Genomic DNA, 24,016 nt, shown 5'->3' on the forward strand with positions numbered 1-24,016 from the left:
AATGTGATGAGACAACTTTATATAATTACTGTCTTAGTTTGACATCTAATGTATTTTCAAGACCGTTAAGTATCTTACTCATTGTCTTGCTTATTTCTTTTTCTTTTAAGGTATGGTCATTAGCTCTAAAAGTAAGAGCGAATGCTAGGGATTTATATCCTTCTTCTATTTGGGAACCTGTGTATACGTCAAATAACTTGATGTCTTTTAATATTTTGCCGCCTCGTTGTTTTATTATAGCTTCTATCTGACCTACTAAAACTTCGTTCTTAGCTAATAGACCTAAGTCTCTGTTTACAGCTGGGTATTTGGCTAATGGTTCGTATTCACGTTCTAGATTAGATTTTTTAACTAATACTGGCATATCGATAACAGCTAAATATGCTCTTGTATCAATATTATAATTGTCAGCAACCTCTGGATGTACTTCTCCAATGATTCCTAATTCTTTTTTATTGATTGTTATTTTAGCCTGTCTTCCCGGATGAAGGTAATTAATGGATACATTAGGGTCGTATTCATAACCTTCGTAGATTCCTAATCTATTTAGTAATGTTTCTACTACACCTTTAACGTTGTAGAAATCAATATCTCCGTACATTCCAATAGTTAACTGCATTCTTTCATCTGGAAGTTCTTTTATTTCTTCATCTTTTGGAAGATAAATATAAGATAATTCATATAAGCTTGTACTTTCATTTCTTCTATTATAATTTGTAGATAATGCAGTAAGCATTCCATTTACTGTTGTTGTACGCATAACACTGAAATCTTCGCCAAGAGGATTGGATATAGTTACAGTTTTTCTTAATGAATCATCTTCGTCAAGTCTAATTTTATCAAACACTTTTGGACTTTCAAATGAATAGGTCATAGCTTCACTTATACCACAGTTCTCCATTACAACTCTAGTTATATCTTCTATTTTTTGTTTATAACTTTTCTTACCAACTGTCGGAGTTCCTGTTGCTAGTGTTACAGGAATATTATCATATCCATAGAAACGTGCAACTTCTTCAGCTAAGTCAGCTTCTCTTTCAACATCTGGTCTGAATGTAGGTACTATAACTATACCTTTTTCTTTATCTACCTTCAAATCAACTTTTTCAAATATCTTAATCATTTCATCTTCAGATAAATCAGTTCCTAATAACTTATTAATACCTTCTGCTGTAAAAGCTACTTCTTTTTCTACTCTTTTAGCTTTATATACATCAACCATTCCAGAAACTACTTCACCAGCACCTAACATATTAATTAATTGACAAGCTCTGTTAATAGCTTCATCAATGTTATTAGGGTCTAAGTATTTTTCAAACTTAGCAGATGAATCAGAACGAAGTCCTACCTTTTTAGAAGCAAAACGTACATTAGTTCCTTCAAAGTTAGCAGCTTCAAAAAGTAATGTATTAGTTTCTTCTGTTACTTTAGTATCTTCTCCACCCATGATACCAGCTAATGATACTGGTTTGTTTTCATCCGCTATTACAAGCATTGATGAATCCAATTCTCTTTCTTCACCATCTAACGTCATTATCTTCTCATTGTCTTTAGCTCTTCTTGCAATAACTTTCTTTCCTTCTAGTTTATCTAAATCGTATGCATGCATAGGCTGACCAAATTCCATCATAACAAAGTTAGTTATATCTACGATATTGTTTATTGGTCTAACACCACATGATAATAGTCTCTTTTTTAACCACCATGGTGATGGCTCTATCTTAAGGTTCTTAACTACTCTACCTGCAAATCTAGCACATAGGTCTTCATCTTCTATTTCTATTTTAATATAATCATTGGCATTACCTTCAACTTCATCAACTTTAATTTCAGGATACTTGAAATCTTTACCGAAAGTTGCTGCTGCTTCACGTCCAATACCTACAATGCTGAAGCAATCAGGACGGTTAGATGTAATTTCATACTCTACTACAATATCATCTAATCCAAATATACCCTTAACATCCATGCCTAATTCATATTCTTTATCAAATATATAGATACCGTGCTCTGGTGCTTCAGGAAAATCCTCTCTCATTAAACCAAGTTCCTCAACAGAACACATCATACCATTTGATGGGACTCCTCTTAGTTTCCCTTTTTTAATCTTAATATCATCTGGTAATGTAGAACCAACAAGAGCTATTGGCACATAGTCTCCTTCACTGATATTATTAGCTCCAGTAACAATCTGTATAGGCTCTTCTTCACCTACATTAACTTGTGTTACAACTAACTTATCAGCATCTGGGTGCTTTTCAATCTTTAATATTTTTCCAACTACTACCTTACTAATTTCTTTTCCTAATTCTTCATAACCTTCTACCTTGGAACCTGACATAGTCATGCCGTCCATAAAAGTATCTATATCACAATCAATTTCTACGTAGTCATTCAACCACTGCATAGGTACGTTCATTTTTACACCTTCCTTATAAATTCTAAACGGATATTACCGTCACATCTTTTTCAATTAATTTTTGAATCATTTCTCGCATATTTTTATTAGTTAATATTTATCAGTACTAAGATTCTTTACACCTTAATTAGAACTGTGATAAAAATCTTATATCATTTTCATAGAATAATCGAATATCTTTTATACCATATCTTAACATGGTAATACGTTCAAGTCCCATACCAAAAGCAAATCCACTATATTCTTTTGGATCAATTCCAACCATTTCAAGTACTTTTGGATGAACCATACCACAACCAAGTATTTCTATCCAACCTGAACCTTTACATACACGACATCCTTCTCCTCCACACATTACACAAGATACATCAACCTCTGCACTAGGCTCTGTGAATGGGAAATGATGAGGTCTGAATTTTACTCTAACCTTTTCTCCATACAGTTCTTTCACAAAAACTTCTAGAGCACCTTTTAAGTCTGCCATAGTAATGTTTTTATCAATTACCAATCCTTCAATTTGATTGAAAACTGGTGAGTGAGATGCATCAACTTCATCTGATCGATAAACTCTACCAGGAGCTATTATACGAATTGGTGGTTTACTATTTTCCATAACTCTAATCTGCACTGGTGAAGTCTGTGTTCTAAGAACTACTTCTTTATTAATATAGAAAGTATCCTGCTCATCTTTCGCTGGATGATTTTCAGGAATGTTAAGAGCTTCAAAATTATAATAATCCTTCTCAACCTCAGGACCTTCAGCAATCTCATAACCCATTCCCATAAAAATGTCTTTTATATCATCAAGAACTATATTCATTGGATGTCTGTGACCCATAACAATCTTCTTAGCTGGCATGGTAACATCAATAACTTCTTCTTTTAATTGTTTCTCTCTTTGTTTCTTAGCTAGACTACCTTTAGCATCCTCTAATTTTTCCTCTATTAGATTTCTAACCTCATTAGCCAACTGTCCAATAACTGGTCTTTCTTCCTTAGTCAAATCTTTCATACCTCTTAAAACACTTGTTAACTCTCCTTTTTTCCCTAAGAAGTTAACTCTAATGTCATTAAGGACTTTTAAGTCTACTGCTTCATTAATACTTTTTAAAGCTTCTTCTTTTATAGCCTGTAACTTTTCTTTCATGCTATATACTCCTTTCAAACCTTTTATTAAAATAGGTAAAACTATAATACATAATAAAAAAACTCCATCCCTGCAAGGGACCGAGCAAACTTCGGTGGTACCACCCTAATTTCAATAGGCAAACTACACTAAGCCTAATTAGACACTCAACTAACGTAACGCGCTCAACGTTATCTCCTACTTATATCCATCAAAGATCATCCATGTTCAGAAATACAGCTCAAGTGGGAAATTCACCAGATATCAGAACTCAAAAGTGCTTTCAGCCAACGACACTTTCTCTCTAAAAAGTAAAATACCTACCTACTTATCACTATCATTGCCTTTATTTAATATTCATATTAATAATTTACTTCCTATTTTATCATATTTGTAATATGTGTCAAGAGCTTTCCACAAAAAACCCACGGCATACGCATGAAAATTTTTCTACCTTGATAATCTCGTAGAATATTAAAGAGATAACATTTACTTGGTTCTTGGATATTTTATGTGTCACTTTTTCTGCTTTTATCCTTTTTTACTGAATATCACACCTTCTAAGAACTTTTCATCCATGCATGCATAGAGATCCAATGCATACTTTCTACTCCCCAGTGATTCCTTACCCCTTTTGCAAATAGCTCTACATCACTTTTTAGACTTGTGATAAAGTATCTTACAATAAGTTCTTTTTTCTATTCTTCCATGTCCTTTTTCTATCGTTGTTTTCTGTTGGATTTTATCTGGGTCTATGTCTCTATAGTTTTCTTCTTTTTGCTCCTCAAATAACGTTCTGACTTCTTCATGAAGGTTACTTTGATTACCTTTTAGTGATAATATATAGTCTCCTTTTTGTTCTATTATCTGGTCTGCTATTTCTTTTTGTGTCCCAATTGCATCTATTGTTATGATACAGCCTTCTATAAATAACATGTCCAATAACTTAGGTATTGCTGTTATTTCATTACTTTTACTTTCTGTCTTGATTTGACCGAAGGAAGTTCTTATATTTTAAGTAACCATTCTGGAATGATCTTAGTTTTTCTTAGGATGCTTTAACTTGAACAGATTATTGATACCTATATATCTACGGAGGTTTTGTCGTATAGCTACAAACTTGACAAAATATTGGTTAATATTTATACTTTAGTTAGTATTATTTTTTGTAATTTATTCAAATTATAAATAAGTGAATTTTATTAATAATATAATAACAAAAATACTAAGTATTATGATATTCGGGAATACATCTAATTTGGAGGTATTAGCAACAGTCGGAAATAAATAGTTATGAAGACATTGGCTCATTCATATCTGGGTATTTCATATAGAAAAAACATTTTATGATTATTTATAGTGTTTGAATTATTTTAAATAGAAGTGGAAAGCTTATAATAATGTATATATGAAAAATATAATACATCTTTTGTGGAGATGATTACAACCTTTCTTGTTGCAGTGTTGGAAAGGATCATTTGCATAGGGCAATGGTAACTGATGTAATACGATATATAATTTGATGTAATTAATAATGAAGTTAGGAGTGTAATATGAAAGTTGATTTTTATGATTTAAATAGTCATGTTAATAAATTAAAATATGTAGTAATTCAAGCCAGATATCAAGGACAATGGATATTTGTTAGACATAAAGATAGAACCACTTGGGAGATAGCAGGTGGACATATAGAAAAAAATGAAACTGTAGATAATGCAGCTATAAGAGAATTAAGAGAAGAGACAGGAGCATTAGATTTTCAGTTAATACCTATTTGTAATTATTCAGTTGAAGAGAAAGGTGTGGAGAGCTTTGGTAGATTATATTTTGGTGAAGTTAATGAGTTAGGAAATTTAGAGTATGAGATTGTAGAAATTACTTTATGTAATGATTTACCTAGACAACTTACATACGAAAAAATCCAACCAGATTTATATCAAAAGGTAATAGAATATTTAATGGAAAATTAAAGGTAAAAGGCTATGGGGGCTTGGTTAAGACGTCAGCTAACAGTGAATTGACATTATTCACTAGTTTTTAGTATGAATTTGATAGGGGTGATGATAATTTGAGAATAAGTGTTACATCATCAATCTATAGATAATAAAAAATATATATATAGAAAAGTATGCTTATGGTGGTATGTCAAGTGGAGGTATAAGCCCTGAATTTTGGAAGAGACGAGGGTCATATGAAAATATGTGGATTAAATATTAAAGTAATACTAAAATGTCTTATTAACACATTACTAGTATTAATCATTTCCTTAATACTAAATAAAGTTCTAAACCTAGATTACTATGATGGTATATGTATTTGTGGACTGATTTTTATCATTAGCGGTATATATAAATTTTCAGCAGGTGCACGTACTTTACCCATTATGAAATCACCAACAAGTGAAAGAGAAAGTTCGTTGAATCTTGAATCTCATATGAGAGCAAATATTGAAATAGAGAAATCAGAAAAAGATCTAGACACTGTTCTCATAGATAATGATATTTCTGCCAGTACTATCTTTAAACATTTACTTAAAAGAAGTGATATAGAGTTAATTCTCTATGGTATTATAATACTAGGAATCGGTCTGATAAAATACTATCCATATTTTATATAATATGTCATTATCTATGTGGTAAGCACTACTACTAACCAAAGGTGTATATAGGTGGTTTAACGCAGACCGTTCGTTTCCCAGAGTAAGGCAAGTTAAACCACCTATATACACCTTGCCCTAGCCATATCATCTCACACGATTTACTCACTAACTAAATTATATCCTGCTACTTCAAAAAATATTCCCCTATCTTACTAACATGAATCCTAACCAAAGTATATACATCAGACTTAGACTCAATAGTAATCTTATGTCCCAACTTTCTAGCTAATTTCCTAGCCAAATACAACCCCATCCCCGTAGACTTCTCAAAACACCTCCCATTAAACCCAGTAAAACCTCTCTCAAAAACTCTCCTAATGTCTTCCATCTTAATACCTATTCCATTATCTCTTATAAGCAATCTATATTCCCTATCATCTTCATAAGTACTAATATCAATCCTACCATCACTCTTATCCGTATACTTCAACGCATTAGAAAGTAATTGCTCCAATATAAACCCAAACCATTTTTTATCAGTATATATACTAATATCCTCATCAATATCCACTGTCAAAGCAATCTTCTTACCAATAAATGTCTTAGCAAATTTTTTGATGGACTGTTTTACCAACTTATTCAGATTATATTCCCTAATCAGATAATCCTTAGAAAAACTCATACTTCTGGAATAATACAAAGTCTGTTCAACATATCTCTCTATCCTATCTATCTCATTCTCAATACTAACCAATGTATCCTTAGTGTTCTCTTCATGACTCTCAATAAGCAATCTACTAGCAGCAATAGGTATTTTAACTGCATGAACCCAAGACGTTATAAAGTCATAATACTCATCATTATCCTTATCCAACATTTCCTTAGAAGTATTAACCGTCCTAAAAAATTCATTAAATAACTTAAAATAAATCCTTTTAATATAATGCATATTACCACTTATCTCAAACTCTTCAAAATGATGATGATTAATTTTATACTCTACATCTATATATAGACTATTATATTTTCTATATTCTCTAGCCAAATAAACTCCCATAATAAATAACGATAAAATATCCATATATATGATATTGTTAATATTTACAGCCTTACTTTCATCCAATCTAAGTACCAAATTAATAACAAATAAATTTACCATGTAAAATAATATAAGACTAATTCTATCTCTCAAATATTTTAATATATTCATTCTATAATATACCCCTGTCCTTTTTTCGTAGCAATAAAATTATCTAAACCTTTATTATCCAATTTTTTTCTTAATCTATTAATGTTGACAGTTAAAGTATTATCATCTACAAAACTTTCATGCTCCCATAGATTTCTCATGATCTTGTCTCTTGAAACAATCCTGTCCTTATTACTCATTAACACATGCAATATCCTATATTCATTTTTTGTCAAATCAATTTTCTCATCATTATACACTAAAGATCCATCATCAATATTAAATATTGCTCCCTTATGTTCAATAAGATTAGTCGCCTTATTAGTATAAGAATATGTTCTTCTAATAAGTGCACTTATCTTAGCAAGAAGGATCTCTATTGAAAAAGGTTTCGTAACATAATCATCTGCACCCATATTGATAGCCATCAATACATCCATATTAGAATCTTTCGATGAAATGAAAAGAATAGGTACTTTTGATTCTTGTCTTATCTTTGAACACCAATAATAACCGTCATATAACGGTAATACAATATCTAATAAAACTAGGTCAGGTTTAAAACTAACATATTCTTTAAACACATTTGTGAATTCTTTTGCAACTTGTGTCTCATATCCCCATTTCTTAAGATTGTCAGATATGATATTTGCAATTGTTATATCATCTTCAACTATAAAAACTTTAAACATAATTACATATCCCTTCTTTAATATAAAAGTCGATAAAACCATATTATATATCTTTTCTATTACACAAGAAAAGATAATCCAATATAACAGATTATCTTTTTAAATATATCATTTACTATAGGTCTATTTCAATACATACGAAACAAATTAATGTTTTTCTAATCAAACAAGTCACATTTAACCTATTTTCTTCAAATTTCCTTCATCTAGACATATATCATCATCTAACCAACCCTGCTTTTCTCCTACTTTAACACTGAATACTGTTCCCATTCTTGAATCTATTGGAGATTGATGATATTTAAATAATATCTGCTTATTGAATTCACCTAATATCTCTATCTTACCAGTTTTGTGGGACATAATAAATTTAAATCTCTTTGAATGACCGCTTAGTCTCTTTTTAGCATCTTCAACAATCTTAATTCCTTTTGCAAGAGGAACTTGGAAGCTGTGTTTTACACCTTTGACAGGTCTACACTGGAATAAATAATATGGGTTAATACCGTATTTTACTAAATCATTCATTAATTTGGCTAATACCGTAGGATTATCATTAACCCCTTTTAATAATACAGTTTGATTATTAATAATAATTCCAGCTTTTTTTAATCTATTAATTCCTTCAACTGCTTTTTCAGTCAACTCTCTTGGATGATTAAATTGAGTAACTACATATATTTGTTTTATTTTTGAGTAATGCTCCAGTGCATTTATAAGTTCTTCATCCTGAATAATTCTATGAGGCAATACTACAGGAATACGTGTACCAAATCTTATAAAGTCAATGTGCTCAACTTCTGACAGTGTTTCCATAAAAACTTTTAATATATTGGTTGGTAAGAAAAAAGCATCTCCACCAGTAATTAATATATTGTTAATTTCTTTATGTTGTTTAATGTATGATACTGCATGCTCAAAATTACTTAAAACTTCTTGATTACTAAGTCCAACTAACCTTTTTCTAAAACAATGTCTACAATACATAGCACATGAATTAGTAGCTAACAATAATGCTGTTGTCTTATACTTATGTTGCAGTCCTTGCATTTTTGTATTTTCAGATTCACCACTAGTATCAAATACTCCTTCTTCGCTTTTTTCGCCAAATGAAGGTATCTGCATTTTCTTTATTGGATCATTAGAATCATCTCTATCAATCAAAGACAAATAATACTTAGTAGTACAAAAAGGGTGTTTTCTTGTGATATCTTCAAATAGCATCTGTTCTTCTCTAGTCATAGGAATATATTCTTTTAATTCCTCTCCAGTTGTAATTAAACTTTTTTTCCAATCCATTCACTTTCCTCCTTAAAAAATATAATATTGGATATATGGTATAAGCCTATTAATAAAGGCAAATAAACACAAAGTAAAATTATTGTTAAATTAAAGATATAGAATTAAAATTATTTTTTAGAATATTCAGATATATAGTCATTGATTTTATAAAACTTTTATTTATAGGTTTAAAAAATAAATCTATAAACCAAAGTTTACTAATTATGTTAGAAATCGAGTCATATTTTTGAATTAAATTATAATTGATATTCAATATCAATTAATTAATGTTCATCATTATAATTATAAAAAATAGTCCAATACGAAAATAAGAAATAAACTTATTCTATTCAGATATGAATTAGATATATTAACTATGTATAATAGAAAAAAGTGATTTAAACTAAGAAATCATTTTCATTATACTATCTAAACGTAGGTAATCTACTCATATATAGTATAACATAAAACAAATGAAAATCAAAATTTTTTTAGCGACAAAATAATCCATATTTTATTATGGAAATTTATATTCAACTGTAGTTTTCCTCTTATTTACTATTCTATTAAATAGTTCTTAGGAATTATCATAGCATATTACTTTGTAAATATTGTATATAAACAAAAAAAATCCCTAACAATAGTTAGAGATTTATATATTTAATTATTTAATTATTTATTCATAGCTTCTTGTATTGCAACAGCAACAGCAACTGTAGCACCAACCATTGGATTATTACCCATACCGATAAGACCCATCATTTCTACATGGGCTGGTACAGATGAAGAACCAGCAAATTGAGCGTCAGAGTGCATTCTACCCATAGTATCTGTCATACCATATGAAGCTGGACCAGCAGCCATATTATCTGGATGAAGAGTTCTACCTGTTCCACCACCAGATGCTACTGAGAAGTATTTTTTACCTGATAAAACACATTCTTTTTTGAAAGTACCAGCAACTGGATGTTGGAAACGGGTTGGGTTAGTTGAGTTACCAGTAATAGAAACGTCTACACCTTCTTTGTGCATGATTGCAACACCTTCACGTACATCATCAGCACCGTAACATCTAACTTTTCCTCTTTCTCCTTTTGAATATGCTTTTTCACTAACTACTTTTAACTCACTAGTAGCATAGTCAAATTCAGTCTTAACATAAGTAAATCCATTAATTCTAGAAATAATATGAGCTGCATCTTTACCAAGTCCATTAAGGATTACTTGTAAAGGTTGTTTTCTAACTTTGTTTGCAGAACGTGCAATACCAATAGCACCTTCAGCAGCTGCAAAGGATTCGTGTCCTGCTAAGAAAGCAAAACATTTTGTTTCTTCTCTAAGAAGCATAGCTCCTAAACCACCATGACCGATACCAACTTTTCTTTGATCTGCAACAGAACCTGGAATACAGAAAGCTTGTAAACCTTCACCGAGAACTTCTGCTGCATCTGCTGCAACTTTTATTCCTCTTTTTATAGCAATTGCTGCACCTAGAATATAAGCCCAACATGCATTTTCAAAACAAATAGGTTGAATAGATTTAGTAATTTCATATACGTCAATACCTTTTTCATCACATATTTGTTTAGCTTCTTCAATAGAACTAATGCCATTTTCTTGTAAAGTTTTCTCTATGCCTTTAATTCTTCTATCGTATCCTTCAAATAATGCCATATTACTAACCTCCTATTCGTGTCTTGGATCGACTGTTTTAACAGCGTCTGCAAATCTACCATATGTACCTGTTGCATTTTTCATTGCTTCTACTGCATCCATACCAGTTTTAATCATATCCATCATTTTACCGAAATGAATGAATTCATAACCAATTATTTCATCATCTTCATCTAAACCTATTTTAGTAACATAACCTTCAGCCATTTCAAGGTAACGAGGACCTTTATCAAGAGTACCATACATAGTACCTACTTGTGAGCGAAGACCTTTACCTAAATCTTCAAGACCTGCACCAACTGGAAGTCCATCTTCTGAAAAAGCAGTTTGAGTTCTTCCATAAACTATTTGTAAAAATAGTTCTCTCATTGCAGTATTGATAGCATCACATACTAAATCTGTATTTAATGCTTCTAAAATAGTTTTTCCTGGTAAAATTTCTGAAGCCATAGCTGCTGAATGAGTCATTCCTGAACATCCAAGTGTTTCTACTAAAGCCTCCTGAATAATACCATCTTTTACGTTTAATGTAAGCTTACATGCTCCTTGTTGAGGTGCACACCAACCAACACCGTGAGTAAGACCAGAAATGTCTTTTACTTCTTTTGCTTGAACCCATTTTCCTTCTTGAGGGATAGGCGCTGGACCATGATTAGGACCTTTTGCAACACAACACATGTTTTTCACTTCATGAGTGTACATCATATTCTCTTTTTCCTCCCTTAATGAATGAACGATAATGATAATACCTATCACATCGTATTATTATGTTATATAGAATGTCAAACTCATACTGTCAACTCTTCAAGTTAGTACTGGAGATTTGACTAACGAAGATTACTAACAATAGGAGTCAATAACTATATGCTGTTAAAAATGACAAATGAAGCCATTTTAGGAAATTTCCCCACCTATTATATCGAATTTCTATACTTTTTACAATTAGTTTCAGCATATTTTTGTAAATAACCTTCATTTTTATTATCACTAAAGGTATTAAATTTAACTGGTAATGTAACGTTTATTTATCATATTTCCTTATATAATTTTGGTTGTCCAGTCTTCCAAGTTCCAAACTTCATTGATAACGTCACTATAAAACTCTGGTTCATGGGATACCATTATCAAAGTACCCTTAAACTCTTTTATAGCTTTCTTCAATTCTTTTTTCGCTATAACATCCAAGTGATTAGTTGGCTCATCTAAAACAAGCACATTAATATCACGTAACATTAGTTTACAAATTCTAACTTTGGCCGCCTCTCCTCCACTTAATACTTTCATTTGGCTGGTTATATGTTCATTAGTAAGTCCGCATTTTGCAAGTGCTTGTCTAACTTCATAATTAGTGAGTACAGGATATTCTTCCCATATTTCATCAATAGCAGTATTTACATTATCTGGATTAGACTCTTGTTCGAAATAACCCACTTCAAGATAGTCACCCAATATGACTTTGCCTGAATAAGGTTTAATAATCCCTAATAACGTTTTTAGTAACGTTGATTTTCCAAGTCCATTGACCCCTTTTATTGCAACTCGTTGATCTCTTTCCAATATCATATTCAGAGGACTTGTTAATGGCTCATTATAACCTAATACCATATCCTTAGTTTCAAAAATAGTCTTACCCGCTGCTCTCCCATACCTAAAATTAAATTTGGGTATAGGTTTTTCTCTAATTCTTTCGACTTTTTCCATTTTATCTAGCTTTTTCTGCCTACTATTAGCCATACCTCTTGTAGCAACTCTAGCCTTATTTCTTGCGATAAAATCTTCTAATTTATCAATTTCTTTTTGTTGCTTTTCAAATGCTTGCTCCGCTTGTCGTTTCTTTATCTCATACATCCTTATAAAATCATCATAATTCCCTGTATACCTTGTGAATTCACCATTCTCTATATGATATATTACCGTTGCTACACTATTTACAAAAGGAATATCATGTGAGATAAGAATAAAACTGTTTTCGTACTCCCCAAGATATCTTTTTAACCATTCAATATGATTTTCATCAAGAAAGTTAGTTGGCTCGTCCAACAATAAGATAGTTGGTCTTTGTAATAGTAACTTAACTAATAGTACTTTCGTACGTTGACCACCACTTAGCTCGCTAACATCTTTATCCAGACCAATATCACCAAGTCCCAGACCATTAGCTACTTCTTCTATCTTTGAATCAATTACATAGAATCCACTATGATCAAGTATTGTCTGTATATCTGCAGCCTCTTCTAATTTAGCAGTCATTTCTTCTTCAGTAAAATTAGCCATTTCTTCATAAATCTGTATCATCTTAGCTTCTAACTGGAAAACTTCCTTAAAAGCATCTTTTAAAACTTCTCTAATACTACATCCTTTTTGCAATTCTGCATGTTGATCTAAGTAACCTACTTTTGCTTTGGGAGACCATTTAATCACGCCTTCATCTGGCATAAGTTTGTTGGTTATTATCTTGAGAAATGTACTTTTACCTTCTCCATTTGGTCCAACTAGAGCCACATGTTCACCTTTTTTCAATCTAAAAGAAACATCACTTAGTATAATTCTTCCACCAAAATCATGATTGACTTTTTCTACACTTAACATCTATAAAAACACCTCATTCAATTTCATATGTCATCTCAATTATCCTAATAAGCTAAATTCACCTTATATATATGGACTCTTGTAATATTTTATAGAATATCATGATATAGATACAAAATCAAATTAAAAACTAATTCAAGTTAATTTGTTCAGTATTAAAACCACTGTAACAATACTGTCAACCAGGTTTTAATACTGAAATAATCTATAGTAATATTTAATTGTACTATATAATTATTTTTTTAATATCATCTTTTTATAATAATTAATTGTAAGATAATAATATATGAAGTAAATCACTGTATAACCTACCATAGTAATTATTACAGGTGTTAAAATATGTGCGTTCAATACTTTATTAAAAGCGCTTAGAGCAAATCCTGAATGGAAAAGTCCAACTATTAGAGGTAACAAGAACATCATTAATATTTGTTTCTTTATAGACCTTGTAATATCCTTTTTACTTACACCTATCTTCTTAAGAATAGTATATCTATCTTTTTCATCATTAGCTTCGGTAATTAATTTAAAATATATTATACTTCCTGTAGATATTAAGAATACAATACCAATGAAGAATGCTGCAAATAGTAGAACTACATATGTTTCATTAGCATCTCTAAAATGATTATAATATGTCTCAAATTTTGTTTTATCTGGAATTACCTTTTCAATCTCATCTGCTAATTCCTTACTTTGAAGAGGGTTAGTTACATTTATACCATAGTAGCTGTTAGTTTCTGCTCCACCACTAATATATTCATTATAGACTTTATCACTTACAACTAAATATTCTGGGTTATAACCGTTTCTGACCATAGCTTGTTTATAAACTTCTTTTATAGTCAACACTTTTTTAGGTATCTTATCAGTGAATACATTCATTGTATAATCTTTCAACTTAGTCATGTCAAACAGCATAATATTTGAATAATTAATTACACACTCTTCATCTTTTAATTCTACACCTTTATCCATACCTCTTACTTCCATCATCTTATTAAAAGTAGAATTAGAGATGATATAATAAGTATTTACTTCACCTAGATTCCATTCACCTAGCTGTGTCTCAAAATCATAATTGAGCTTTACACTAACTTTAGCTCTATCTATTTTAATACTCCCTATCAAATCATTAGTTTTATTACTATTAACTATATCAAGTACTTTATTATTCAGCTCTTCATCAATATAATTATAAGTAAAAGAATATGGATAATTCTCTGCTTCATTAGTTTTAAAATCATAATAAACACTATCTACCATACCTAATGATGCAATTGTTGAAGCACTTAGAACTGCAATGGTAGCAAAAGTCACTGTATGACTCTTGATCCTATAGGCTATATTAGATATTGCTAATATATTATTTCCCTTATAAAAGGTCTTTTTTCTCTTTTTAAGAACTCTAACCAAAAAAACAAGAAAATAAGAGAATAAACCATATGTACCTGCAATAACACTACCAAGTACAAGAAAAACATTAATTACAAACTTACTATTAACCATATGTTGTGATAAAGAATAACCATAAATTACTAACCCTAGTGAAATTAATGCAAAAATTGGTCTAGTCTTAAATGCTTTTTCTCTTTTCCTCGCTGAAGTAAACAATTCAATAAGTTTGACTTTGTATATAATCCTATAGCTATGAAAAGATGCAAATAAAAATATTATAAAGAAAAATATAACAGTATCCCTAGCAGCCTCTATTGAAAAAGAGAAACTAACATAAATTAATTCGTTCATCATTCTTAGAAGAAGCATAACAAATAATTTTGAAAACAAAGTACCCACAGCGATACCAATCACTAAGGATATAACTGCTATAATCATGTTTTCCCAAAACAGCATTCTACCTATTTTTTTCTTCTTAAGACCTAATAATGAATATAGAGCAATTTCTTTTTTCCGCTTCTTAACAAAAAATGAATTTGAATACCATATGAAAATTAATGAAAATAATAATACTATATAACTAGTAGCAGAAAACACTGTCGTAACCTTATCTGATGAATTGATAGCCCATATTATCTGTGTATTATATTTAATTGAACAAAACAAGTAGAATATCAAAACACTAAATATGGTGGACATAATATATATATAATAGTTCTTAAAGCTTTTTTTCATATTACTATACATAATACTATAGTATGTCATTTAGGTCTCCCCCCATCATTGCAAGTACATCAATAACCTTATTATAGAATTCTTTTCTGTCTCCATTACTAATTAGTTCAGAAAAGATATTACCATCTTTTATAAATAAGATTCTGTCACAGTAACTTGCAGCAAATGCATCATGAGTTACCATAAGAATTGTACTTTTATACTCTTTATTCAACCTTTTCATACATGTAAGAAGTTCGGCTGACGACTTGGAATCCAATGCTCCTGTTGGCTCATCAGCTAAGACTAACCTAGGATTATTGATAATAGCTCTTGCCGCAGCAGTTCTTTGTTTTTGCCCTCCTGATATCTCATATGGGTATTTTTTTAGTATATCATTTATACCAAGAATCTTAGTAACATCATGTAATCTTCTTTTGATTTCTTTTACATTCATTCTAGAAATAGCTAGTGGAAGAACTATGTTTTCTTCAACACTTAGTGTATCCAGTAGATTAAAGTCTTGAAAAATAAAACCAAGTTCATTCCTTCTAAAATCAGATAGTTCATTTTCTTTCAAAGAACTTATATCCTTGCCTTCATAGCTGATTGTACCACTAGTTGTTCTATCAATTGTTGATATAACATTAAGCAGTGTACTTTTACCTGAACCTGATGGACCCATGATTCCTACAAATTCACCTTGATTGATTTCAAAATTAATATCTACAAGTGCAGTTGTCTTATTTAACTTAGAGCCATAGACTTTTGTCACATTACTGACTTTAATTATTTGTTTCATAATATATATCCTCCATATACCTTTTATTTCAAAAGAAATTTTATTTAATAAATTGTTTATTGCTAATTACAAACCTATTATAAGCAAAATAAACTGTATTAACAATAAATTCATCTTACAAATAGTATAATAAACTTACATTTTTGTAAGGTTGGAGATAATCTTACTTGACAATATGTCTTAACTGTATTATAGTATTAATACATTATACAATAGGAGGCAAGCATTTATGGAATTTGATAATAATATCCCTGTGTATGTCCAGATATTATCTTATCTAAAAGAATTACTAATAAAAAAAGAATTGAAAGAAGGTGATAAAATGCCTTCTGTACGTGAATTAGCAAAAGACCTAAAAGTAAACCCTAACACTGTCCAAAGAGCTTATAGAGAATTGGAAAGCGAAGGATTAATTATATCCAAGAGGGGTATGGGTTCTTACGTAACTGATGATGAAGATATGATTAATAACCTAAGAAATGACATAGCAAAAGAAACTGTTGTCGCTTTTTCTAATCGTATGAAAAATATGGGATTTTGTAAAAAACAAATCTTAGAGATTATTGATTCTTATGTGGAAGGAGATTAAGTATGTTAGATATTAAGAAACTATCAATAAACTATGGCAAGCATAAAGCTCTGGATGATATAACTTTTCATATTGATAAAGGTGAAGTTGTCGGATTACTGGGTCCTAGCGGAAGTGGTAAAACAACTTTCATGAATACTGTAGCTGGTCTTATACCCTATAGCCATGGAGAAGTATTGATAAATGGACAAACCCCCAATGAAAAAACTAAAGGTTATGTATCACTGCTTACAGAAAGTAATGCTATACCAAAGTGGATGAGTGTAGAAGATATTAGAAGCTTTTATATAGATATGTATGATGACTTCAACGAAAATAAATTTGATAGCATATTACAAGACATTAATATTGATATATCCTATTCAAAAAAAATAAAGAATTTATCAAAAGGTATGACCCAACTATTACGTTTATCTCTTTCAATAGCTAGAGAGGCAAAACTTTATCTATTTGATGAACCATTAGGCGGTATGGATACGCTCGTGAGAGAACAAGTAATAGATACTATTATTAATAATATTGATGATGATTCTACTATTATTATTGCTACTCATTTAATTCAAGAAGTAGAGAAACTATTAGATAAAGTTATATTTATAAAAAACGGACAAATGTTGGGTATTCATGATTGTGAGGACCTACGATTCCAAAACAGTCAATCCATCGAGAAAACTTTTAAAGAGGTGATGAGATGAAAAATTTAATTAAATATGAATTCAAAAGAGATTTCTATAAAATAATATGTGTCATAATAGGAGTTATTGTTTGTACATATTTAGCTAGAACATTAATATATCCAAATCAGCAAAATAAAATGATTCTATTTCAAGAAATAGTTATTATTGTTGGCTTTTTATTTGTTATAGATAAAAAAATTGTTCATCTTGCGAAGAATGTAATATTTGAAAACAAAGAACATATGATGCTCATTCCAAAAAGCATTTTACAAATTTTAATTGCAAATGCTTTAGTAGTCTATATGTATTGTATTATTTTTGTGAGTATATTAATGAGTATATTTGATATTTCAATAAGCACAAAAACATTAAGAGGATTTGTTTTTATTAACATTGCTTTCTTAGTTTATGTATTATTTACTTCTTTGTACATAATATCAGGTCAAATTATCAAAAAACCTTTATTCGCTACCATTTCAGGATTATTGGTAACTGCTAGTATTATTATATTATTAATACTTAATGGTGCCTTAGAAATATTCACTACTAGAATTGTTATTTCCACTTTACTGATTATCTTGTTAGAAATACTAGGAATTATAGGTATAGCAGTATCACTAGGCTACAAATTCAGTAAGAAAAAATCAGTATCTACTATAGTAGTTGTACTAATAATTTTAAGTATACTTAATTTAGGAATTATAATTCATAATTATAGTTATCGTATAATTGAGAATATTGATATACCATTTACAAATGATGAACGAGTTATAGGTAAATGGAAAACAGTTGATTTTGTTGAAGACTATCAAGGATATACACCCAAAGATACTAAGAGAAAATTATATATTGACTCTTTAACTTTTAATGAAGATGGTAGTATTCAAGAGCGAAAAGAGTCAAATTGGACTAAAGGCTTTGTTACAGAATTTCCATTAGAACAAACAAAATCCCAATATATTATCCAAGAAATAAACGGTAACACATATTTATTTGTACAATGGAAATCTGGAGATTATAAATATAGGCATTACAAGCCTTATTATTATGTATTAAAGAAAGTTGATTAAATAACAATCGGGAAGATTAAATCTTCCCTTGAAACTTAAATGAATTATTAACCTATACCTCCATCTTTATCATTGTTTTTATTAACCTCTATAGCTTTTTCTGCTTGCTCCTTTGTTGTAAATCTAAAACACGATATTTCTTGAGAGAGTGAATCTACTCTAATAATTATAGCTCTGTCTTTTTTATATTTATATGCTATATAACAACTATCTGGAGCAATTCTTATTTCACCTAGAAATTCTAATTCCTCTGTTTCCTTAATTAATTCTTTTGCTTTTATAAATTCAAGAGTGATTTTCTTGGCATCCTCAGTTGAGATTTCTATTTCTCTTAACTCTTCAATGGTTAGACCTTTATTATTATTATTATTAATTATCCCTATCTCTAACATTTCCTCATCATGGATTTCTATCTTAGCATAATAGGTAACAGATTTTTTGCGTTCCTCATTAATTTTGTCTGCTTCTTCTTGAGTTTTGATATCCCTCAATTTCGATCTATCAAAGGTACTAAATACAATTTCCCAGTACTCTTTACCAGTTTTATTGTGTTTATTATCAATATTGATGTGTCTATTATACTGAAAGTAATCATCAGCTTTTATTTTGATATCAAAGTATTTTTGAAAATAAGATATGGCAATCTCCTTTACTTTTTCCTCATCAATATATTCTCTTTTTGATTCGATAGCAATAGGGTTGTTCTTTGCAATTGTGGCATTATGATTAATCAATAGTATTCCAATAGCAAGAAACAATACTATACTCATGTATAATTTTTTAAGTTTAATGTTTATCACCTCCATATATAATATATATGCAATTCATACAATATTATGTTGGAAACAACTACGAAATTATATCAAAAAAGGAGCTATCCAAGCCCCTTTTACTTAAACAATCATATATTTTAACCTTCCATAATCAATGAATCTATGGCTTCTCCAGGAGCAACCATTGGAAATACTTTGTCATCTTCATGAATTCTGCAATGAACTAATACTGGTCTTTTGCAATTAATAGCTTCCTGTAATACATCCTCAACTTGTTCTTTTCTAGAGATTTCTAATCCTCTCATTCCAAAATTTTCAGCTAATCCAACAAAATTTGTAGCATGATTAAGAGTAGTCTCTGAATATCTTCCATCAAAGAATAATGACTGCCATTGCCTAACCATTCCTAGAGAATTATTATTAATAAGTATTATAATTATTGGTAAATTATAGTTAACTGCTGTAGCAAGTTCAATAAGATTCATCTTGAAACAACCATCACCAGCAATGTTAATTACTGTTTTAGTTGGATTACCAACTTGTGCTCCTATTGCTGCTCCTAGACCAAATCCCATTGTTCCAAGTCCTCCAGAAGTCAAGAATTCCTTAGGACTATTGAAATTATAATATTGAGCAGTCCACATTTGATGCTGTCCTACTTCTGTTGCTACTATAGTATTTTCATCTGTAATATCATTAAGTTTTTCTATGATATATTGTGCTTTTAGACCATTATCAGGGTAACTTAATGGATATTTATCTTTGTATCCTTTGATCTTGTTTACCCACTGCTTTCTATCTTGCTTTGTAATATTATTATTAAGTTGCTTCAATACTTCTCTAATATCTCCAACTATATAATGATATGAAACAACGTTCTTATTAATCTCAGCAGGATCAATATCAATATGAAGAATCTTAGCATTAGGGGCAAATTTCTCAACTTTACTTACAACCCTATCACTGAATCTAGCACCTATGGCAATTATCAAGTCACTCTTATTTATTCCTTTATTGGATGCTTTTGTTCCGTGCATTCCAATCATTCCAGTAAATAATTCATGGCTGCTTGGGAAACCTCCTAACCCCATTAGACTAGAGGTTACTGGTGCATCAATTTTTTCTGCGAACTCTAACAATTCTTTTGATGCTTCTGATCTCACTACACCACCACCAATATATATGAATGGTTGTTTTGATTTATTTATAAGTTTTAATGCGTTATCTATAGCTTCCTTAGTAATATTTTTAGTACATCTTTCTAGTAATTTAGGTTCTACAAATTCATAATCAGTAGTAGTCATGGCGATATCTTTTGGGATATCAATAAGTACTGGTCCTTGTCTTCCTTCACTAGCTATATAAAAAGCATCTCTTATGGTATCAGCCAGCTTATTTATATCTTTAACTATATAATTATGTTTTGTTATAGGAGCTGTAACTCCTGCTATATCTACTTCTTGAAAACTGTCTTTACCCAGTAAAGATAATGGAACGTTACCTGTTATTATAACCATTGGTACTGAATCCATGTAAGCTGTAGCGATACCTGTAACAAGATTGGTTGCCCCTGGTCCTGAAGTAGCAATACAAACCCCTACTTTACCTGTAGATCTTGCATAACCATCTGCTGCATGTGATGCTCCTTGTTCGTGAGCAGTTAAAATATGCTTAATATACTTTTTATTCTTATACAATGAATCGTAAATATGAATTACATTTCCTCCTGGATACCCAAATACGGTATCTACTTTTTGTTCCTTCAAACATTCAACAACTATATCTGCACCAGTTAATAACATATGTAACATCTCCTTTTATTATAATTTAGTTTTTTTATAGCTAAAAATCTTATCTGTAAGATAAAAAAAACTTCGTCCTTGTATTAAAAGGACGAAGGTATTATCTCCGTGGTACCACCTATTTTGCATATTATGCCACTTAGTCTAATACAAGATAAATGATTTATCTGATATCAGCTCCCTAATAACGGTGGGATTCCGTTGAAGTCTACTCTCATATGATTTCGGTTCACAGCTCCAAGGCTACCTTCCATTATTTCTTCATGGAGAATTTCCACCAACATCTCCTCTCTATATTTCCAAAATAAAGTACTCTTCCTCTTCTTTGCTTTTATACTTTATCACTTTCTTACGTTAAATTATTTTAATCATTATATCAATTTAGTTATAGTTTGTCAATGATAATCTTACTTTTAGGTATCTTTTTAATATACCTTCTTTATCAGATATTCCCTTAATGGAGATATTCTATTAGAATATGTTCATAGATAAATATCTTTCACCATTGTCTGGTAATATTACAACAATATTTTTACCTTTGTTATCTTCTTTTTTTGCTATCTCTAGTGCTGCAAAAACTGCCGCTGATGATGATATTCCTACAAGCATACCTTCTTCTCTGGCTAATCTTCTCATTGTAGCAAAAGCATCTTCATCTTTTATTTTTATTATCTCATCTATTACATCTTTATTCAATACATTAGGGACAAATCCTGCTCCTATACCCTGTAATTTATGTGAACCTGGATCTCCACCTGATAAAACTGCTGAGTTATCTGGTTCCACTGCAACAATTTTAACCCCTTCAATCTTATCCTTTAGAATTTCACCAATACCAGTTATTGTTCCTCCTGTTCCAACACCTGCAACAAGAATATCAACCTTACCATCCATATCATTTATTATCTCAAGAGCCGTAGTTTTTCTATGGATTTCTGGATTAGATACGTTATTAAACTGCCCAGGAACAAAGTGATTAGGATAATCTTGTTTTAATTCTTCAATTTTATCTATTGTTCCTTTCATTCCTTTAGTTCCTGGCGTCAAAACCAATTTAGCTCCATAAGCTTTTAATAGATTTTGTCTTTCTTTACTCATTGTATCTGGCATAGTTAGTATAACACGATATCCTTTTACTGCACCTGTCATAGCTATACCTATTCCAGTATTTCCACTTGTAGGCTCTAGTATAACTGTATCCTTAGTTATCAACCCATTCTTTTCACCATCTTCAATCATAGCTAGACCAATTCTGTCTTTTATGCTTCCACCTGGATTAAAATATTCCACTTTCCCATATATGTTTGCTTGTGTATCATTTATTTTATTTATTTTCACTAGTGGTGTTTTGCCTACTAATTCTAATATATTATTGTATACTTTATCCATAACTAAACCCTCCTTGTATAATACCAAATAATCTTATCTGTATTGTGTATATTATTAATTTACTTAATTGAACTGTATATGTCAATACCAATTAATATAGTTATGTAATTAATATTCCCTTGTTTGTATGTTTAAACCAATTTATTTTATTATCACTTGCTATACGTAAAGTTTTTGCTTATAATAAAATTACTATAATTATCCACACAGATAGTATTAAATAGGAGGAGCTTATATGAATTTTAAAAAAGCCACTGTATTCGTTAATTTATTTAAGAGAATACAATCAGATGATATTACAGCTTGGGCTTCAAAACTCACTTTTTATATACTGTTGTCCATTTTTCCTTTTATACTATTTCTTATGCAGATACTTAGTTATACATCCTTATCAGATGTGGATGTCCTTTATCAATTCAAAGACATCTTTCCTGATGAGATTTTTGGTGTTATCGGATTCATTACTACAGATATTGAAAAAAATCAAAGCGATACATTATTGTCAATTGCACTTATTGCAACTATATGGGCTGCATCAAAAGGTATAATGGCGATAATAACTAGTCTTAATAAAGCATATAGAGAAAAGGAAACTCGTTCATATATCTTTTTAAGATTGATGTCATTTATATATACTATTGCTTTTGCAATAGTATTGATTCTAACTTTTTTATTAATTATATTTTGGAATAAGCTACTTAACCTAGCATTTTCATATATATATCTTCCCACAGGGTTAGAAGGAATAATTGACTTCATTAGAATACTTTTTGCTATGATACTTCTATTTTTCTTTTTTATATTGTTGTATAATGCGTCACCAAATAAAAAGATAACTTTCATAGAAGTAGTACCAGGAGCTATACTATCTACAATAGGTTGGTTAGCTATGTCTTTTATCTTCTCATTCTATATTGATAAAATAGGCAACTTCTCTTATATGTATGGAAGTCTAGCGAGTATAATTATATTATTAATATGGTTATACCTATGTAGTATAATTATATTAGTGGGCGGTGAACTTAACGCCATTTACTTTGAAAAAGACAAATAATAAAAGAGACCAGTCTCTAGGACACTTGAAAATGAGAGAGATTACTGTAAAAAACTTATAGATACAATAGAAAATGAGCCAAAGCTTCAAGTTTATCCTAAAGTAAAGGAAAAGTTAAATTATTTGAAAGAAGCTTTAACTGATAACATTGAACACTTAAAAATAGCTCAAGATGAAGA

The 24,016-nt window shown here is 30.2% G+C and carries 19 protein-coding genes, 1 pseudogene and 2 other annotated features; of the genes and pseudogenes, 6 read left to right on the forward strand and 14 right to left on the reverse strand.

Translation table 11 applies throughout. From position 1 onward, the window contains the following. Window positions 1-25 precede the first annotated feature (25 nt). The 3 genes and pseudogenes from pheT to N4A55_RS01490 form a co-directional block, all read right to left on the reverse strand. Entirely contained in the window at window positions 26-2,419 is a 2,394-nt protein-coding gene (pheT, locus tag N4A55_RS01480) for a phenylalanine--tRNA ligase subunit beta (RefSeq protein WP_293753633.1), read from the reverse strand. A 127-nt stretch (window positions 2,420-2,546) separates the two neighbouring features. Further along, window positions 2,547-3,566 (reverse strand): phenylalanine--tRNA ligase subunit alpha, encoded by a 1,020-nt coding sequence (pheS, locus tag N4A55_RS01485; RefSeq protein ID WP_293753634.1) that lies wholly within the window; start codon window positions 3,564-3,566, stop codon window positions 2,547-2,549. 72 nt (window positions 3,567-3,638) lie between these two features. Continuing rightward, window positions 3,639-3,895: a binding site (T-box leader), on the reverse strand. Window positions 3,896-4,196: 301 nt separating this feature from the next. Next, window positions 4,197-4,541: pseudogene (locus N4A55_RS01490) on the reverse strand (ISAs1 family transposase); the annotation flags it as partial. 557 nt (window positions 4,542-5,098) lie between these two features. Here N4A55_RS01490 and N4A55_RS01495 point away from each other — a divergent pair. Both N4A55_RS01495 and N4A55_RS01500 read left to right on the forward strand, forming a co-directional pair. Next, complete coding sequence (locus N4A55_RS01495) at window positions 5,099-5,515, forward strand: NUDIX hydrolase (RefSeq protein ID WP_293753636.1); 417 nt, start codon at window positions 5,099-5,101, stop codon at window positions 5,513-5,515. A 221-nt stretch (window positions 5,516-5,736) separates the two neighbouring features. Beyond that, the gene (locus N4A55_RS01500; protein WP_293753637.1) at window positions 5,737-6,162 is read left to right on the forward strand and encodes a hypothetical protein; all 426 of its coding nucleotides are present in this window, start codon (window positions 5,737-5,739) and stop codon (window positions 6,160-6,162) included. A gap of 166 nt (window positions 6,163-6,328) precedes the next feature. Here N4A55_RS01500 and N4A55_RS01505 read toward each other — a convergent pair whose 3' ends face one another. From N4A55_RS01505 to N4A55_RS01540, 8 genes are all read right to left on the reverse strand, one after another. Continuing rightward, entirely contained in the window at window positions 6,329-7,354 is a 1,026-nt protein-coding gene (locus tag N4A55_RS01505) for a sensor histidine kinase (RefSeq protein WP_293753638.1), read from the reverse strand. Further along, complete coding sequence (locus tag N4A55_RS01510) at window positions 7,351-8,025, reverse strand: response regulator transcription factor (RefSeq protein ID WP_293753639.1); 675 nt, start codon at window positions 8,023-8,025, stop codon at window positions 7,351-7,353. Before N4A55_RS01510 ends, N4A55_RS01505 begins: the two co-directional genes overlap by 4 nt. A gap of 177 nt (window positions 8,026-8,202) precedes the next feature. Further along, window positions 8,203-9,324 carry a KamA family radical SAM protein gene (locus N4A55_RS01515; RefSeq protein WP_293753640.1) on the reverse strand — a complete coding sequence of 374 codons (1,122 nt, stop codon included), beginning with the start codon at window positions 9,322-9,324 and terminating at the stop codon, window positions 8,203-8,205. Window positions 9,325-9,978: 654 nt separating this feature from the next. After that, window positions 9,979-10,980: a GGGtGRT protein gene (locus N4A55_RS01520; protein ID WP_293753641.1), complete on the reverse strand. Its 1,002-nt coding sequence runs from the start codon at window positions 10,978-10,980 to the stop codon at window positions 9,979-9,981. A 12-nt stretch (window positions 10,981-10,992) separates the two neighbouring features. After that, window positions 10,993-11,685 (reverse strand): iron-sulfur cluster assembly scaffold protein, encoded by a 693-nt coding sequence (locus N4A55_RS01525; protein ID WP_113676141.1) that lies wholly within the window; start codon window positions 11,683-11,685, stop codon window positions 10,993-10,995. Between the two features lie 333 nt (window positions 11,686-12,018). Next, window positions 12,019-13,569, reverse strand: a complete 1,551-nt coding sequence (locus tag N4A55_RS01530) for an ABC-F family ATP-binding cassette domain-containing protein (protein ID WP_293753642.1) — start codon at window positions 13,567-13,569, stop codon at window positions 12,019-12,021. 234 nt (window positions 13,570-13,803) lie between these two features. After that, window positions 13,804-15,732 carry an ABC transporter permease gene (locus tag N4A55_RS01535; RefSeq protein WP_293753644.1) on the reverse strand — a complete coding sequence of 643 codons (1,929 nt, stop codon included), beginning with the start codon at window positions 15,730-15,732 and terminating at the stop codon, window positions 13,804-13,806. Further along, window positions 15,719-16,483 (reverse strand): ABC transporter ATP-binding protein, encoded by a 765-nt coding sequence (locus N4A55_RS01540; protein ID WP_293753645.1) that lies wholly within the window; start codon window positions 16,481-16,483, stop codon window positions 15,719-15,721. The genes N4A55_RS01535 and N4A55_RS01540 overlap by 14 nt, the downstream gene beginning before the upstream one ends. Window positions 16,484-16,712: 229 nt before the next feature. Between N4A55_RS01540 and N4A55_RS01545 the strand changes: the two genes are divergently transcribed. From N4A55_RS01545 to N4A55_RS01555, 3 genes are read left to right on the forward strand one after another with little or no spacing between them, the layout of a single operon-like run. Then, entirely contained in the window at window positions 16,713-17,072 is a 360-nt protein-coding gene (locus N4A55_RS01545) for a GntR family transcriptional regulator (protein WP_293753646.1), read from the forward strand. Between the two features lie 2 nt (window positions 17,073-17,074). Continuing rightward, window positions 17,075-17,767 carry an ABC transporter ATP-binding protein gene (locus tag N4A55_RS01550; protein ID WP_293753647.1) on the forward strand — a complete coding sequence of 231 codons (693 nt, stop codon included), beginning with the start codon at window positions 17,075-17,077 and terminating at the stop codon, window positions 17,765-17,767. Beyond that, a complete protein-coding gene (locus tag N4A55_RS01555; RefSeq protein ID WP_293753648.1) occupies window positions 17,764-18,819 on the forward strand; it encodes a hypothetical protein in 1,056 nt (351 codons plus the stop codon). The genes N4A55_RS01550 and N4A55_RS01555 overlap by 4 nt, the downstream gene beginning before the upstream one ends. A 47-nt stretch (window positions 18,820-18,866) precedes the next feature. Here N4A55_RS01555 and N4A55_RS01560 read toward each other — a convergent pair whose 3' ends face one another. From N4A55_RS01560 to cysK, 3 genes are all read right to left on the reverse strand, one after another. After that, on the reverse strand, window positions 18,867-19,577 hold the full coding sequence (locus N4A55_RS01560; protein WP_293753649.1) for a hypothetical protein: 711 nt from the start codon (window positions 19,575-19,577) through the stop codon (window positions 18,867-18,869). 152 nt (window positions 19,578-19,729) lie between these two features. Beyond that, on the reverse strand, window positions 19,730-21,394 hold the full coding sequence (gene ilvB, locus N4A55_RS01565; RefSeq protein ID WP_293753650.1) for a biosynthetic-type acetolactate synthase large subunit: 1,665 nt from the start codon (window positions 21,392-21,394) through the stop codon (window positions 19,730-19,732). A gap of 84 nt (window positions 21,395-21,478) precedes the next feature. After that, window positions 21,479-21,729, reverse strand: a binding site (T-box leader). A 136-nt stretch (window positions 21,730-21,865) separates the two neighbouring features. Next, window positions 21,866-22,783, reverse strand: coding sequence for a cysteine synthase A (gene cysK, locus N4A55_RS01570; protein ID WP_293753651.1), 918 nt, complete (start codon window positions 22,781-22,783; stop codon window positions 21,866-21,868). Between the two features lie 235 nt (window positions 22,784-23,018). Here cysK and N4A55_RS01575 point away from each other — a divergent pair, with 235 nt between their 5' ends. After that, window positions 23,019-23,837 (forward strand): YihY/virulence factor BrkB family protein, encoded by an 819-nt coding sequence (locus tag N4A55_RS01575; protein ID WP_293753653.1) that lies wholly within the window; start codon window positions 23,019-23,021, stop codon window positions 23,835-23,837. The last annotated feature ends 179 nt before the right edge of the window (window positions 23,838-24,016 follow it).

This window comes from Vallitalea sp. (assembly GCF_025211055.1).
In the GTDB taxonomy this organism is placed as follows: domain Bacteria; phylum Bacillota; class Clostridia; order Lachnospirales; family Vallitaleaceae; genus Vallitalea.

Bases quoted from the DNA above. Each gene is read 5' to 3' on its own strand.
- pheT (WP_293753633.1), bottom strand. From the start codon at position 2,419: ATGAACGTACCTATGCAGTGGTTGAATGACTACGTAGAAATTGATTGT.
- pheS (WP_293753634.1), bottom strand. From the start codon at position 3,566: ATGAAAGAAAAGTTACAGGCTATAAAAGAAGAAGCTTTAAAAAGTATT.
- N4A55_RS01495 (WP_293753636.1), top strand. From the start codon at position 5,099: ATGAAAGTTGATTTTTATGATTTAAATAGTCATGTTAATAAATTAAAA.
- N4A55_RS01500 (WP_293753637.1), top strand. From the start codon at position 5,737: ATGAAAATATGTGGATTAAATATTAAAGTAATACTAAAATGTCTTATT.
- N4A55_RS01505 (WP_293753638.1), bottom strand. From the start codon at position 7,354: ATGAATATATTAAAATATTTGAGAGATAGAATTAGTCTTATATTATTT.
- N4A55_RS01510 (WP_293753639.1), bottom strand. From the start codon at position 8,025: ATGTTTAAAGTTTTTATAGTTGAAGATGATATAACAATTGCAAATATC.
- N4A55_RS01515 (WP_293753640.1), bottom strand. From the start codon at position 9,324: ATGGATTGGAAAAAAAGTTTAATTACAACTGGAGAGGAATTAAAAGAA.
- N4A55_RS01520 (WP_293753641.1), bottom strand. From the start codon at position 10,980: ATGGCATTATTTGAAGGATACGATAGAAGAATTAAAGGCATAGAGAAA.
- N4A55_RS01525 (WP_113676141.1), bottom strand. From the start codon at position 11,685: ATGATGTACACTCATGAAGTGAAAAACATGTGTTGTGTTGCAAAAGGT.
- N4A55_RS01530 (WP_293753642.1), bottom strand. From the start codon at position 13,569: ATGTTAAGTGTAGAAAAAGTCAATCATGATTTTGGTGGAAGAATTATA.
- N4A55_RS01535 (WP_293753644.1), bottom strand. From the start codon at position 15,732: ATGACATACTATAGTATTATGTATAGTAATATGAAAAAAAGCTTTAAG.
- N4A55_RS01540 (WP_293753645.1), bottom strand. From the start codon at position 16,483: ATGAAACAAATAATTAAAGTCAGTAATGTGACAAAAGTCTATGGCTCT.
- N4A55_RS01545 (WP_293753646.1), top strand. From the start codon at position 16,713: ATGGAATTTGATAATAATATCCCTGTGTATGTCCAGATATTATCTTAT.
- N4A55_RS01550 (WP_293753647.1), top strand. From the start codon at position 17,075: ATGTTAGATATTAAGAAACTATCAATAAACTATGGCAAGCATAAAGCT.
- N4A55_RS01555 (WP_293753648.1), top strand. From the start codon at position 17,764: ATGAAAAATTTAATTAAATATGAATTCAAAAGAGATTTCTATAAAATA.
- ilvB (WP_293753650.1), bottom strand. From the start codon at position 21,394: ATGTTATTAACTGGTGCAGATATAGTTGTTGAATGTTTGAAGGAACAA.
- cysK (WP_293753651.1), bottom strand. From the start codon at position 22,783: ATGGATAAAGTATACAATAATATATTAGAATTAGTAGGCAAAACACCA.
- N4A55_RS01575 (WP_293753653.1), top strand. From the start codon at position 23,019: ATGAATTTTAAAAAAGCCACTGTATTCGTTAATTTATTTAAGAGAATA.